Genomic DNA, 14,305 nt, shown 5'->3' on the forward strand with positions numbered 1-14,305 from the left:
GCTCGAGTCCTCGTGCAGATCACCTCACCCGAGTCGAACGCGGACGACTTCCAGCGGGCTCGAGCGATAGCACCCTACCGGTCCTCCGCTTTCCCTAGCGACTTCGGTAGCAACTCGTCGACGAGCGCCCTCGCCACGGGACAGGAGCCGTAACCGTCGATCACCCGAAACGTACAGACGCGAACGGTGCCGTCGCCGTACTGGCGGGTGGCGATCGCTGCAGACGGGTTCGCGAGCCACCCTTCGACGTATCCGACCGACACGTCGTCGTCTTCGCTGACGGAGGCAACCGCGTACGGGTACCGTCCGTCGAGTTCCCAGCCCGGAACCGTTCCGAGGAGTGACTCGAGGCGCTCGCCGATGGTGAAAAACAGCGACGCGACGAGGTTCCAGCTCTCGTCTTCGGGCAGGTAGCGGTAGTCGAAGACGTCTGCGTCGGCGACTGAGCCGTCCCGGTCCGCCAGCAACAGCACGTCGCCGCCGCCGCGAACGTACTCGAGTACCGCGTCCGTCGTCTCCGTAACGACGGCGGCGGCGACGGTGTCGTCGAGTTGGGCGACGACGGACGCCCCGCGCTCTTCGAGTGCGTCTCGAAGCGCCTCGTCCTCGACGTAGATCGGCTCGTCGGCCCCGGATTCGCGACCGGGAACCGGGCTGACGGAGTCGGTTCGCGGACCGATTGAGACGGGTTCCTCGGTCGTTGCGTCGCCGAACTCGAGGCTTATCGTTTCGGTCGTCATGGTGTCTACCGTCGGCACATCGACGGCGATGAGATCCTTGACGCGAACCGTCGAGACGGGATCGACCACGACCGTCTGCTGGCCCGATTCGCCGGCGGCGGTCCACGACAGCTCCGCCTTGAGTCGGTCGTCCGTGTCGTTGACGACGACTGCGTCGGCCGCGACGGTCTCGTCGTCCCAGACGGTCCGCGACTCGAGGTCGAGTTGCACGGCGACTGGCCCGTTGACACGGGCAAACTCGTCGTGGAACGCCTTCTCCTCGCGGCGGTAGTCGAGGATCCCGTTGAACTCCCACTCGATGTCGGAGAACTCCGTAATGACGTAGCCGGCGACGTTTTCCCGGGCTCGCATGCGCTCGATGACGTCCTTGTTCGAGCGGAACTCGCGCCACTGCCAGGCCTCGACGAGCGCCTCGAACTCGTTGAACGCCTCCGAGAGTGCCGTTTCCTCGAACCGCTCGCGGTAGCCGTCGGGGCGTTTCAATCCGTCCTCCAGGAACTCGTAGTCGAACCAGGGCGGTCGCTCGCCGTAGTAGTCCTCGATGGCCGGCGCGTCGCACAGCCCCCACGTGCCGAACTCGGAGACGATGATCGGTGCGTCGTTGGGATCCGTCTCGGTCGCCGCGTAGTTGTCTTCCGGCCGATCGGTCATTCGGTCGAGGTCTGCCACCCACGCGTCGGCGCGGTCGGGACTGACGAAGTACCGGTGATAGTCGTTGACGTCGGTCGCCACGTGCGCCCAGCCGGAGTTGTCACAGACGAGTCGCGTCGGATCTCGTTTTCGGACCGTTTCGTAGCAGTCGGCGAGGTACCGCTGTTTTTCCTCGTCTTCCCACAGTGACGTTTCCTCGTCCAGTCCCTGCGGGTTGCCGATCCCCCACTCCTCGTTGTAGATGCTCCAGATCACGACGCTCGGCCGGTTGTAATCGCGCTCGATCATCGCCTCGAGTTGCTCGAACACCGCGCGTCTCGAGCGATCCGTGTGTACCGTCGGATTCGCGGGCTCCTCCCAGACGAGGAGTCCGAGTCGGTCGGCCCACTCGAGGAAGTCGGGATGGGCCGGCTTGATGTGTTTGCGCAGGAGGTTGAAGCCGAGTTCTTTGGCGGTCCGGACCTCCGCCTCGAAGCAGTCGTCGCCGCACGGCCGGTACAGCGTCTCCGGGTAGTAGCCCTGCTCGAGGGCGCCCCGGACGACGTACGGCTCACCGTTCAGGTACACCCGCCCGTTTCGGGCCTCGACGCGTCGCATCCCGAAGTAGTCCTCGTACCGATCGACGACACTCCCGTCGCGCTCGAGGTCGACGCGAACGTCGTAGAGGGCGGGCCGCTCGGGTGTCCAGTAGTCGGCGTCGGGAATCGAAACCGCGACTCTCCCCGTTCCGTCGGCGTCGATCGTCGCGGGCTCGATCGCGACCGGATCGCCGTCTCGCTCGACGACGACGCGAGCAGCGACGGACGGGTCTCCACCCCGTGGCTCGTCCAGCCCGTTCAGGTCGATTTCGACGTGCGCCGTGTCCGTCTCGAGGTCGGGGGTGACGCGAATCGCCTCGACGTGTACCGGCGGTACGGTCTCGAGGATTACGTCCTGCCAGACGCCGCTGACTCGCTGATACCACGGTTCGCCCTGTTTTCCGTGGGGAATCTCGCGTCCGTCTTCCGGATCGATCACCTCGATGACGATCTCGTTCTCGCCGTCGACGAGCGCGTCGGTGACGTCGAACTCGAACGGCAGGTAGCCGCCGCGGTTCGAGCCGACGCGCTCGCCGTTGACCCAGACGGTGGCCCCGTAGTCGACTGCGCCGAAGCGGAGCCGACTCCGGAAGCGACCGGTGTCCGGTGAGTCCAGCGTGACCGTCCGCCGGTACCACGCGATGCCAGTGTACTCTCGGAACTCCTCGAGCTCCTGCCAGGCGTGGGGGACCGCGAGGGATCGCGTTCGGTCCGGCCAGACGCTGTCGGACTCGTACCAGCCTTCGTTCCGCCCGATCTCGTCGGGATCGGTGGCGAACTGCCACGTGCCGTTTAGCGACGTTTCCTGTCGACCGTCGTCCGCTCGTCCATCCGTATCCATGTCGTGTTTGTCTCCTCGTTTGCCGTCGATTCGGAACGCGTAACTCGCTACTCGTGGCTCAGGTGGCTTCTTCGGCTTCTTCAGTTTTGGACTCTGGGGCCGACAGTCTGTCGCCCGTCCCCGCGAGCAGATTCTCGCCGGTCCGGACGTCGAAGAGGTGAATGTCGTCGGGATCGAACCCGATCTCGGTCTGATCGCCGACGGTCGGTTTCACGTCTCCGGGCACCCGAACGCGACACTCGGAGCCATCGATATCCAGGTAGACGAAGTTGTCGCTGCCCGCGACCTCGAGGACGTCGACGACGGCGGAGATCGTGTTGTCACCGGTCGCGTCGTACGTGATGTCCTCGGGGCGGATCCCCAGTTCGAGCCCGGATTTGGCTTCGTTTCCGAGGACCGTGTCGACGATCGATGGTGGGACGGCGTACTCGATTCCGTCACCGACGAGCGTCGCGCCGCTCAACTCGACGTCGAAGAAATTCATCGCCGGACTACCGATGAAGTCGGCGACGAACCGGTTTGCTGGTTCGTTGTAGACCGTATCTGGCGGGGCGAACTGCTGGAGTTCGCCGCCGTCGAGCACGATGATTCGGTCGCTCATCGTCAGCGCCTCGTGCTGGTCGTGGGTGACGTAGATCGTCGTCGTCCCGAACTCCTCCTGGAGCCGCTGGAGTTCGGTTCGCATGTGAACCTTGAGTTTGGCGTCTAAGTTCGACAACGGCTCGTCCATCAGGAAGATTTTCGGGTCGCGGACGATCGCTCGGCCGGTCGCCACGCGCTGTTGCTGGCCGCCCGAGAGGTTCGCCGGCTTGTCGTCCAGTTGGTCTTCGATACCCATCATCTCCGCCGTCTCGCTGACTCGCCGTTTGATCTCGTCGTCGGGGAGATCCGTGGTCAGTTTGAGCCCGTAGGACATGTTCTTCCGAACGGTCATGTGTGGGTATAACGCGTAGTTCTGGAACACCATTGCGATCCCGCGATCCTGCGGCTCGACGCCCCTGATGCTGTCGTCGCCGATCCGGATATCGCCGCTGGAGATGTCCTCGAGGCCGGCGATCATCCGCAGCAGCGTCGATTTGCCGGAGCCCGACGGCCCGACGACGGTGATGAACTCGCCGTCTTCGATTTCGGCGTCGAACCCGTTGACTGCGACGAAGTCGTCGAGGTACACTTTCCGCACATTGTCGAACGTTACCGATGCTGCGTCGTTATTCGTTTTACTCATTGTTGAAGCTCCGTTTGATGTCGTGAGTACCGCTGTCGGTCGTATCTGCTACGATCGATTCACCCGTTCCCGGGGTGGCTTTCCGTGATCGGTCAGCGCGTCCGGTCATCGCTCGGTCACCACCGTCGTAACCTGGGCCTCCCGCTCGGCGACGCTCGAGATGAACTCGACGTGAAGCGCGAACGCGACGCCGGCGAACAGGAGCGCCACGGCGACGGTCAGCAGCGACGTGACGACGAGCAACGCGCTCGTCACGACGCCGAGTGCGACTGCGCCGACGGCGTGGCGCGCCGTCCAGAGCAATCCGTCACCGAGTGCGCTGCCGACGGATTTCCCCTCTGCCAGACCGAGCAACGTCGGGATTGACACGAGCCAGGCGTACAGACCGGCGTACGCACAGCAGAGCGCGAGCAGACCGGCGACGATGGTTCCGCTCACGAGGTACGCGAGCGCGTAGTTTGCCGCGATCGCGAGCAGCACGAGCGGAACGAGTCCGAGCAGCGTCGCGTGGACGAACTGGCGGCGGACGGTTTCGAGAACCGCCGCTCGATCGATACCGTGGTGCCCGTCTTCCCGAAGCGACAGCACGGCGCGGTAGGCCCCGACGGTCGCCGGGCCGAGCGTGACGATCGGCAGCGACGCGAGGAACCAGCCGATGCTGATCCACACGATCGAGACGAGGTTCGCCCAGACGAACCGTCCCGTCCGCTTGAGCGAGGCGTACATCGGGTCGAGATCGGTTGGTCGGGTCATTTCGTGGTCCCCTGCATTTCGACGGCTCTGACGAGGTGTTTCTGCATGACGAGGAAGACGATCAGGAGCGGGATCGACGCGATGACCGCGGAGGTCATGATCACGCCGGGTTCGGTGACGCCCAGGTTGTCCTGCAGCGTCACCAGTCCGATCGGCAGCGTGTACATCGTCTCGCTCTGGAGGATGAGCAGCGGCCAGACGAAGGCGTTCCACGTCCAGATGAAGATGAACAGTCCGAGCGCCGCGAGCGCCGACCGCATCAACGGGAGGACGATGTGGGTGAAGACCCGGAGCCGCGAGAACCCGTCCAGACGCGCCGCCTCCTCGAGTTCTTCGGGGATATCCTTGAAGAACTGGACGAGCATGAACACGCCCAGCGGGTTCGCGGCGCTCGGGAGGACGACGCCCCACATGGAGTTCACCAACCCGAGTTCGCTCACAATGATGTACACCGGGACGAGGTTGACGATTCCGGGCACCATGAAACTCGCCACGATGACCGCGAAGATGACGCGCCGACCCGGCCACTCGAGGCGGGTCAGCGAGTAGGCGATCATCGCGTCGATTACGAGCACCACGAGAGTGGTCACGCCCGCCAGGATCAGCGTGTTGACCGTCCACATGCCGATCAGCGAGTTGGCGAGGAGGTACTCGTACCAGTAGAGCGTAACGTCCCACGGGATCAGGTGGGGCACCTCGGCGTACACCAGATCGCGCGTCATGAACGACGTCGCGAACATGTACCAGTACGGGATGAGGAACAGCGCCGCCGTGCCGTACAGTCCGACGTACAGCGCGATGGTTCGGAGCCGTTCGTCGGTGATCGTTAGACTGTCGCGTAGGGTCGTCGATTTCGTACTCATCGGTCGTCACCTCCGAGGAAGTAGTAGCTGGTCGCCGAGACGGCGATCAGGATCATGAACAGCACGTAGCCGACCGCGGCGGCGTAGCCGAAGTCGCGGCCGGTAAACGCCGTATCGTACAGGTAGAGGACGATCGTCGTCGTCGAGAACGATGGACCGCCGTCGGTCATGATGAACGGTTGGCCGAACACCTGGAACGACCCCACGAACGTCACGATGACGACGAAGATGAGCGGATTCTGCATCTGCGGGATGGTGATGTCGCGCATCATTCGCCACGTGCTCGCGCCGTCCAGTTTCGCCGCCTCGTAGAGGCGATCCGAGACGTTCTGTCGCGCGGCCAGCAGGATGATGAAGTTGAACGCCAGCTGCCACCAGATCGTCGCGATAGCGATCGCGGGCATCGCGAGGCTGTGGGAGTTCAGCCAGTTTCCGCCGCCGACGTAATACGGGACGAGTCCCGAGGCGTTGAAGATGTCCGCCCACAGCAGTCCGACGACCGCGACGGTCAACACGTACGGACTGAAAAATATCGTCCGTAGCAGCCACTGTCCCTTCACGTCGCGGTTGACGCCGAGTGCCAGCAGAAGCGATCCGATAACGATCGGCGGCACCGTGAGGACGACGAAGTAGACGGTGTTCCACAGCGCGTTCCAGAACTCCGGATCCGAGAGCAGGATCCGGTAGTTCTCGAAGCCGATGAACTCCGACTGGCCCGGCTCGAGTGCGTTCCAGTCGTGGAAGCTCATGTACAGCGCGAGGAGCAAGGGTCCGAACAGGAACAGTCCGGCGATCAGGAGGTACGGAATCGAAAACGAGACCCCCGCGATCCACTCGCGCGTCGACGACTTCGAGAGATCGAGGCGTCCCGAATCGCTCGTTTCGGTCTGTTGATTTGCTTGTGCCATAGTGTTAATTTCTGAACGTATTACGGACGCCATCCGCAGCGGCCTCGATTACCTCTTCCGGAGTCAGGTTCCCGGCGCGCATGTCGTCGAGCGGTTGGTAGATCTGTTCCATGTACTGGCTCGTTCTCGGCGTCGAGGGCGGCCGAAGGAGTTCGTCCTCCTCGACCATCTCGTGGAAGGTCTCGAGCGTCTGCGACCACGTTTCGGAGTTGCGGAGTTCGTCACTCTCGGTCGCCGCCTCGCTCGCGGGGAGGTGACCGGCCTCGTACCCCCACCGCGGATTGAACTCCTGTGTGAGCAGTCGAATCGTCTCGATCGTGTCCTCGAGACGAGCCTGATCGCGGTCCTCGCTCTGGGGGATGATCATCATGTGACTCTCTCCGAGCGTCACGGGATCGGTCGAGTCCGGCATGATGAACGGTTTCGTCATCCCGAACTCGAACTCCGTTTCGCGAACGACGCTGATGTGCCACGACCCTTCGAGCCGCATGCCGACCTCACCTCGATTCCAGGCGTCCCAGCCGGTGTCCGGATCGACGGGAACCCAGTCCCGTTCGTGCACCCAGTCGTGCATCTCCTGGACGACCGCGAGTCCGTCGTCCGTTTCGAACGCCGGGTTGTAGTCGTCGTCGAGGAGCCGTCCACCTCGACTGGCTAACATCATCCGCATTACTTCGACTCCTTGTTCGCCATCGAAGGAGTCGAACGCGTAGTGATCCGTGTTTTCGACGATCGCGTTGGCCGCGTCGACGAACTGGTCCGGCGTCTCCGGCGGGTCCTCGGGATCTAACCCGGCCTCTTCGAAGATTTCCTTGTTGTAGTAGAGACCGAACGGGTGGCTATCGAGCGGGACGGCGAGTTGTTCGCCGTCGACGATGCCGCCCTGAGCGACCTCCTCCAAGTACGGCTCCGTGCCGATTTCGTCGGTGACCGCCACGAGACTGTCTTCGTACTCGTCCATCATTCGCGAGTGCATGATCGCGAGGTCCGGCGCGTTTCCGCCGACCATCGACGTGTACAGGCGACCGTAGTATTCGTCCCACGGCACTCGCTGTCGATTGATGTTCATTTCGTCGTTCTCGTTGATCTCGTTGACCATCTCCTCCATGACGACACCGTCACCGCCACCGAACAACGTCCAGTACTCGACACCCTCCTGAGCCCTCCCGACGAATCCGGTACAGCCAGCGAGCCCCGCGAGGCCGGCAGTACCCGCTGCCCGAAGCAGCCCCCGGCGACTCGCGCACCTCGGGGGCTGACGAGTGCTCGAGCGAGGGGTCTGTGGAACCCTCTTCTTGTTACCTGCTGTCATACACCACCATCAATCATAGATGTACATATATATGTTACGACCGCCCATCCGTTGATATATAATACCCCATACTATTTGACAAACCGAATCGGTACACGAGACGACCCACGGAGGAACGGAACGGACGATATCGTACCAACTGGAACTGTCTACACACCGATCGCATAGCTCACGGGTCGCCCCCCCGTCTGCTCACGGACCTCCGGCCCGGTCGCGCGGTATGCGGGACCTGTGGTCCCGCACTATTCGCTCGTCCGCGGTTCTCGCGTCACTCGAACCGCGTTTCATCCTGCGATCGGGTGTGCACTGACTTCCAGTAGCTACTATAGCTACCGCCCGATCGCCTGCAGTGGCTTACACCGAACCGATGCGAACGCGGCTCCGAGCCGATCGATCAGTCCGGCGAGTCGTAGCGACTAGAACGCACTATCGGCGAACCCACCGTCGACGGTGAGCACCTCGCCGGTGACGAACGACGACGCGTCGCTCGAGAGGTAGATCGCGGCGCCGATGAGTTCCTCGCGTTCGCCGACGCGACCGAGCGGCGTTCGCTCGTCGATTCGGACTCGTTTGTCGGTCCCCTCGGCGTAGGTGTCGGCGTTCTGTGGCGTGATGAAGAAGCCAGGGGCGATGGCGTTGACTCGAATCTCGGGTGCCAACTCTTTGGCCGAAGCGCGAGTGAACGCCTCGACGCCGCCTTTGACCGCCGAGTACGCTGGCAGATTCGCCATCGACAATCGCGCCGCGAGCGAGGAGATGTTGATAATGCTTCCACTCTCGTCCATCGCAGGCGCGAACGTCTGGGTCACCCGTCGCACGCCGTCGAGTGCCACGCTCGTGACGAACTCCCAGTCGTCGTCTTCGATACCGAGGACGGTCTCTCGAGAGATCGCCCCCTGCGAGGCGACGACGATATCGATCCCGCCGAGCGTCTCCTCGGCGACCTCCCGAACCGTCTCGAGCGACTCCCGATCGGTGACGTCACAGGTGACGCGAGCCGTCGTCGCCCCGCGGTCCTCGAGGAGGTCGGCGGTCTGCTCGACGTTTTCCTCACCTCTGCTCGTCGCGATGACGTCGGCACCGTCGGCCGCGAAGCCGACGGCGATCGCCTGTCCGAGACCGCTGGTGCCACCGACGACGACGGCTCGCTTGTCCTCGACAGTCACCGGTGTGTGCGTGTAGTCGTCCATACGCCAGCTTCTCTCACACTCTGCTATGAAACTTCTCATCGCTATCGTCTGTCTGCCGGCTCGGTGCGACTCTCACAGCAATCGATGTCGATCGCTACGTCTCACCCATTATTCTCTTGTTAGTACCCGAAGTATTAATATTGCCATGTGCAAATACTGAACCAGTGCATGACAGACGCACGCATAGCGGTTCATACAGAGGCGAGTATCGATCGGATTGCGCCGGAAGTACACGGACACTTCGCTGAACACCTCGGACGCTGTATCTACGGCGGAATCTGGCACGGTGACAGCGCCGCGGAGAGCGGCTTCCGCGAGGACACCGTTTCGCTGCTCGCTGACCTCGAACTCCCTGTCCTTCGGTGGCCTGGTGGCTGTTTCGCCGACGACTACCACTGGGAGGACGGCGTCGGGCCGCGGGATGAACGACCGCGCCGTCGTAACCTCTTCTGGGCGCAGGGACCGGAGGAAACGCCCGAGGAGTCGAACGCCTTCGGTTCCGACGAGTTCCTCGAACTCTGTGAGCGCATCGGCACCGAGCCGTACCTCGCGGCGAACGTCGGCTCCAGCGACCCACAGGAAGCCGCAAACTGGGTCGAGTACTGCAACTACGACGGCGACACCGAACTGGCGGACCGGCGCCGGAACAACGGCCACGAGGAGCCTTACGGCGTCACTTACTGGGGCCTCGGCAACGAGAACTGGGGCTGTGGCGGTCGGATGACCCCCGAACAGTACGCCCGCGAGTACCGCCGCTTTGCGACCTACGTCGGAACCATGGACAATCTGATGCTCGATCACGAACTCGAGCTCATTGCCTGTGGGTTCGAGGGGCACGAGTGGAACCGCCGCTTCCTCGAGGAGGTAAACGGCGCTCCGTGGGGGGCCTCGTTCCCTCTCGACCACCTCACCCTCCACCACTACTACGGACGCACGATGACCGTTGCCGAGGCCGACGAGGACCAGTACGACCAGTTCCTCGTCGAAGCCCTCGAGATGGAAGACCACATCGAGCGAATCGCCGCGGCAATCAACGCGGTCGCGACGACCCGCGACATCGGCGTCATCGTCGACGAGTGGGGGTCCTGGCATCCCGAGGCGACGGCCGACACCGGCCTCGAGCAGCCGGGGACCGTTCTCGACGCGCTCTCGGCGGCGGCCGTCCTCGACATCTTCAACGACTACAGCGACGTCGTGACGATGTCGAACATCGCACAGACCGTCAACGTCCTCCAGTGTCTCGTCGAGACCGACGAGGACGACGCCTGGGCCCGCCCGACTTACCGAGTCTTCGATTTCTACGCCCCTCACAAGGGGAACGAGGCCGTCCGAACCTCCGTCTCCGCCCCGACTCGCGAACTCGCCGACGACGGCGAAGACCGCGAACTGCCGCTCGTCGGCGCGTCCGCCTCGATCGGCGACGACGAGACGTACGTCACCGTCACGAACCTCGACTGCCGTGCGGAACGGACCGTCGAGATCGCCCTCGAGGCTGCGACTCTCAGCGAGGGCGACGTACGGGCCGAGATTCTGTTCGCCGACCAGGAGCCCGACCTCGAGGTTACCGCTGACAACGCGGACGAGTTCACCGCCGCCGACCTGTCAGTGTCGGTCGACGGTTCGTCGATCGTCGCGGAACTCCCCCCGTCGACGGTCGCTGCGGTCTCGATCGAGTAATCGACTCGAAGCCGCTATCGACCCTCCGGATGCGATTTTTTGGACCGATGTACCTACGAGGTGCGTAGTGCCGATAGGCGACGGCGGAGTCGACGGTCCGACTCAGGAGTAGTTGTGCTCGAGTTCGATCACGTTCGCCGCGCCGAGAACTGACTCCGGCAGGTCCTCGTAGAACCGTTCGTCACCGACGCGGTGGACCGGACAGGCGACGCTGATCGAGGCGATGCTTCGGTCCGTATCGTCGGTGATCGGCGCGGCGATACAGCGTAGCCCGTTGAGTCGCTCCTCGCGGTCGATCGCGTAGCGCTGCTCGCGAATTTCTTCGAGTTCAGCGTGGAACGCTTCGCGGTCGGTGATGGTGTGCGGTGTGACCTCCGGAAGCCCGCGCTCGTCGAGGATCTCGTCGACCTCGGATTGCGGTCGGAACGCGAGTATTGCCTTTCCGAGGCCCGTACAATGCATCTGCACGCGCTTTCCCTCGTGGGTGTCCAGTTCGACCGCGTTCTCCCCTTTCGCCTGATAGAGGTAGACCCCCATCCCGTTCTTTTCGACGAGCAGATTCACCAACTCCCCCGTTTCGTCGGCGAGTTGATCGACCTGGGACTGAGCCGTGTCGTAGATCGGCGTCCGGTTTCGCGCGTACGCGCCGAGTCCCAGAAACGACAGCCCGATGTGGTACTCGTCGCCGTCTTTGTCGACGTACTCGTGGTTCGCGAGCGTCATCAGGTGGTTGTGGACGGCGCTCTTGCCAATATCGACTCGGTCGGCGATCTCCGAGACGCCGGCACCGTCGAGTTCCTGAATGACCTCCAGGATCTCGAACGTCCTGCCGACGGTTCGAACGGGATGTTTCGGCTCTGCCATGGTTCTAGCTCACACTGCACCTACATATAGGTTGTTCTGTATCACTGAATTAGATTCCATATCACTCACACTGAGTCATGCACCCCAGAACGAAACGGCTCCCGTCGTTTCTCATTTACGAGTGTCGCTCGACTGGCACGCAACGGTCTGCGTGTGGTGTACGAACCGCTTCGTGTCGGTCTCGAATGGGGTGGTACTGTCAGAACGATTAAACCGATCGCTCTCGATTGGTGACTGTGACACGAGAACAGTCCACTACCAGGTACCGGGACGAAACAGCAGCCGTTGCGGGACGGGTCGAGGATCTCCTCGAGCGCGTCTCGCTCGAGCCGGGTGAATCGAAGCGCGTCACCTTCGAACTGTCGGCGACCCAGCTCGCCTTCCACGACCTCGATATGAACCTCACCGTCGAGGAGGGACCCTACGAGGTTCGTATCGAACGTTCGTCCGTGGACATCGTGGCAAGCGAATCGCTCGATGTCGCGGCGACGAAGGCGGTTCCGAAGACTGGACGAACGTACGTTACGCCCGTAACCGTCGATTCCATCGAGTAGCGTGTACTGACCGCGTTCTCGAAAATAGCGTCCCGCCCGCCGTTTTCGGGTATCTTTCCACGGCTGCGATGGCATCGGACACTACAACACGATGGGCGTCGTCGAACGGGAACCGTAGTCGTCAGCTCCGACTCACGAAGCGGAGACTGGAGTCGTGCGAAAACTCCTTCTGCAATACAGAACGATCCACACTTTTACAGAACGAATTTGGGCTTACTCACAATGTGCTGTGTTAGTAATTGCCATGAAGGGGCCCGGCTGATATCGCACCTCACTAGCCGGTTGATGGACTTCTGAGGCGTTATTCTCCGCGTTTCGGCGGTAGTCAATCTCATCACGACCGATCGCTTGGGACGGACCTCTGCCAGTCAACGGTGGGTATAGACGCCCCTCTTATGCGACTCGAGATCCCACAACCGCTCGGATATTTACAAAGGTACTTTTGTAATTAAACTCGCTCCGATCTGACTTGTGGGTTGGTGGATTGTCGAACTGGCGAGTACATGCCGATTTTGGGGGAGTGTCGTGCCACAATGAGATGGCTTGAACTATATCTAAACAAGAGTTCTCTGTTTGAGAACGCCAGTCTGCTTGAATGGACAACCTGTATACTGTACAGGTAACGACCTGACGGCAGGGTACGAATAGGCGTCGCTCGAGGACGCAACCGGTGCCCGCGAGTCGCTCGGTAGTCGATCGACTCACGAACCCCGTGTACGACGACGTTCGACGACGCTTTCGGTCTGTGCTCGGTCGCCGTCGCTGATGACCTCCGGAGATCGTGACCTACCTTCCGAGCCGTCGATTACGGTGAGACGGTGGGCACCAGTTCTAAGAAAGATCGGTTTGGAGACGATGATCCGTCGTCACTACCGGTACGTCCGGTATAGTACCAATTGAAACGATTTACACACTGATCGTAACACAGTCCTGCGGTCAGGTGTGCAGTGACGTTCAGTGGCTACTTTAGCTTTCGGAGCGAACCACTGTCGATTCCGGCTCTTAGGACAGCAGTTCGTCTCGAGTTCCGGAGAACGACAGTTCCCGATTCTTGAGCGCGACGCCGCTGTCGCCGTCGAAGAGGTGAATCGCCGCTTCGGGAAACTCAACGCCGACCCGGTCGCCGGCGCTCACGCTCGGGATCCCTTCGGTCGTTGCGATGAACTCGCCGTCGGTCGTCGTACCGTCGAACCGAAGGTGGACGACGTTCTCGTTCCCCATTGGCTCGACGACGGCAACCTCGGCTTCGAACTGTCGGTCGCCCGATCGAGAGTCGACGATCCGTACGTCTTCCGGGCGGATGCCGAGGACGAGATCCGTTCCCGCCTCGATATTGCGTCGCGCGTCCGACGACAGCGGGTACTCGACGGAGTCGATCACGATTGCGCCCTCCTCGAGCTGTCCATCGAAGGTGTTCATCGACGGCTCACCGATAAAGCCCGCGACGAACAGGTTGTTCGGCTCGTGGTAACACTCGAGTGGGGTCCCGACCTGCTGGAGTTCGCCGTCGTTTAACACTGCGATCCGATCGCCCATCGTCATCGCCTCGGTCTGATCGTGCGTGACGTAGACCGACGTGACGTCGAGCTGTTCCTGTAGGTGCTGTAGCTCCGTCCGCATCTCCGCGCGCAGTTTCGCGTCGAGGTTCGACAGCGGTTCGTCCATCAGGAACACGTCGGGATCGCGAACGATGGCGCGACCGAGCGCGACCCGCTGTTGCTGGCCGCCCGAGAGCTCACCCGGTTTGCGATCCAGCAGCTCCTCGATCCCCATCATCGCTGCCGTCTCTTCGACCGTCTCGGCGATCGCCTCGTCGGAGAGATCCGTCGACTCCTCCAGACCGAAGGACATGTTTCCGCGAACGGTTTTGTGAGGATACAGCGCGTACGACTGGAAGACCATCGCAATATCCCGTTCCTGTGCGGAGGCGTCGTTGACCGATTTGCCGTCGAGTCTGATCTCCCCGTCGGTGATCTCCTCGAGGCCGGCGATCATCCGCAGCGTCGTCGACTTCCCACAGCCGGAGGGGCCGACGAGGACGAGGAAATCCCCGTCGGGGACGTCGATGGAGACGTCTTCGACGGCGACGACACTCATCTCTCCATCCCGGTACTCCTTGGTTACGTCGTCGAGTGTTAGGCGTGCCATG

General features: G+C 62.3%; 11 protein-coding genes. 2 read left to right on the plus strand and 9 right to left on the minus strand.

Features of this window, described 5'->3' with window-relative positions:
- Positions 1-74: 74 nt before the first annotated feature.
- The 7 genes from ACSFC5_RS20310 to ACSFC5_RS20340 form a co-directional block, all read right to left on the minus strand.
- Positions 75-2,810: a glycoside hydrolase family 2 protein gene (locus tag ACSFC5_RS20310; protein ID WP_440767043.1), complete on the minus strand. Its 2,736-nt coding sequence runs from the start codon at positions 2,808-2,810 to the stop codon at positions 75-77.
- 58 nt (positions 2,811-2,868) lie between these two features.
- On the minus strand, positions 2,869-4,035 hold the full coding sequence (locus tag ACSFC5_RS20315; protein ID WP_440767044.1) for an ABC transporter ATP-binding protein: 1,167 nt from the start codon (positions 4,033-4,035) through the stop codon (positions 2,869-2,871).
- Between the two features lie 105 nt (positions 4,036-4,140).
- Positions 4,141-4,788 (minus strand): DUF624 domain-containing protein, encoded by a 648-nt coding sequence (locus tag ACSFC5_RS20320; protein WP_440767045.1) that lies wholly within the window; start codon positions 4,786-4,788, stop codon positions 4,141-4,143.
- Positions 4,785-5,651 carry a carbohydrate ABC transporter permease gene (locus ACSFC5_RS20325; RefSeq protein WP_440767046.1) on the minus strand — a complete coding sequence of 289 codons (867 nt, stop codon included), beginning with the start codon at positions 5,649-5,651 and terminating at the stop codon, positions 4,785-4,787. Before ACSFC5_RS20325 ends, ACSFC5_RS20320 begins: the two co-directional genes overlap by 4 nt.
- Positions 5,648-6,559: a carbohydrate ABC transporter permease gene (locus ACSFC5_RS20330; RefSeq protein WP_440767047.1), complete on the minus strand. Its 912-nt coding sequence runs from the start codon at positions 6,557-6,559 to the stop codon at positions 5,648-5,650. Before ACSFC5_RS20330 ends, ACSFC5_RS20325 begins: the two co-directional genes overlap by 4 nt.
- Positions 6,560-6,563: 4 nt before the next feature.
- On the minus strand, positions 6,564-7,871 hold the full coding sequence (locus ACSFC5_RS20335; protein ID WP_440767048.1) for an extracellular solute-binding protein: 1,308 nt from the start codon (positions 7,869-7,871) through the stop codon (positions 6,564-6,566).
- 416 nt (positions 7,872-8,287) lie between these two features.
- Entirely contained in the window at positions 8,288-9,061 is a 774-nt protein-coding gene (locus tag ACSFC5_RS20340; RefSeq protein WP_440767049.1) for an SDR family NAD(P)-dependent oxidoreductase, read from the minus strand.
- A 168-nt stretch (positions 9,062-9,229) separates the two neighbouring features.
- Between ACSFC5_RS20340 and ACSFC5_RS20345 the strand changes: the two genes are divergently transcribed.
- Positions 9,230-10,738: an alpha-N-arabinofuranosidase gene (locus ACSFC5_RS20345; protein WP_440767050.1), complete on the plus strand. Its 1,509-nt coding sequence runs from the start codon at positions 9,230-9,232 to the stop codon at positions 10,736-10,738.
- Between the two features lie 102 nt (positions 10,739-10,840).
- Here the strand turns inward: ACSFC5_RS20345 and ACSFC5_RS20350 are convergent, their stop codons facing one another.
- Complete coding sequence (locus ACSFC5_RS20350; protein ID WP_440767051.1) at positions 10,841-11,602, minus strand: IclR family transcriptional regulator; 762 nt, start codon at positions 11,600-11,602, stop codon at positions 10,841-10,843.
- A gap of 236 nt (positions 11,603-11,838) precedes the next feature.
- On the opposite strand from ACSFC5_RS20350, the gene ACSFC5_RS20355 reads away from it, so the two are divergent.
- Complete coding sequence (locus ACSFC5_RS20355; protein WP_440767052.1) at positions 11,839-12,156, plus strand: fibronectin type III-like domain-contianing protein; 318 nt, start codon at positions 11,839-11,841, stop codon at positions 12,154-12,156.
- Between the two features lie 1,002 nt (positions 12,157-13,158).
- Here the strand turns inward: ACSFC5_RS20355 and ACSFC5_RS20360 are convergent.
- Positions 13,159-14,304, minus strand: a complete 1,146-nt coding sequence (locus ACSFC5_RS20360; RefSeq protein ID WP_440767053.1) for an ABC transporter ATP-binding protein — start codon at positions 14,302-14,304, stop codon at positions 13,159-13,161.
- Position 14,305 lies beyond the last annotated feature (1 nt).

Origin of the sequence: Natronorubrum marinum (assembly GCF_052040125.1) — an archaeon.
In the GTDB taxonomy this organism is placed as follows: Archaea; Halobacteriota; Halobacteria; order Halobacteriales; family Natrialbaceae; genus Natronorubrum.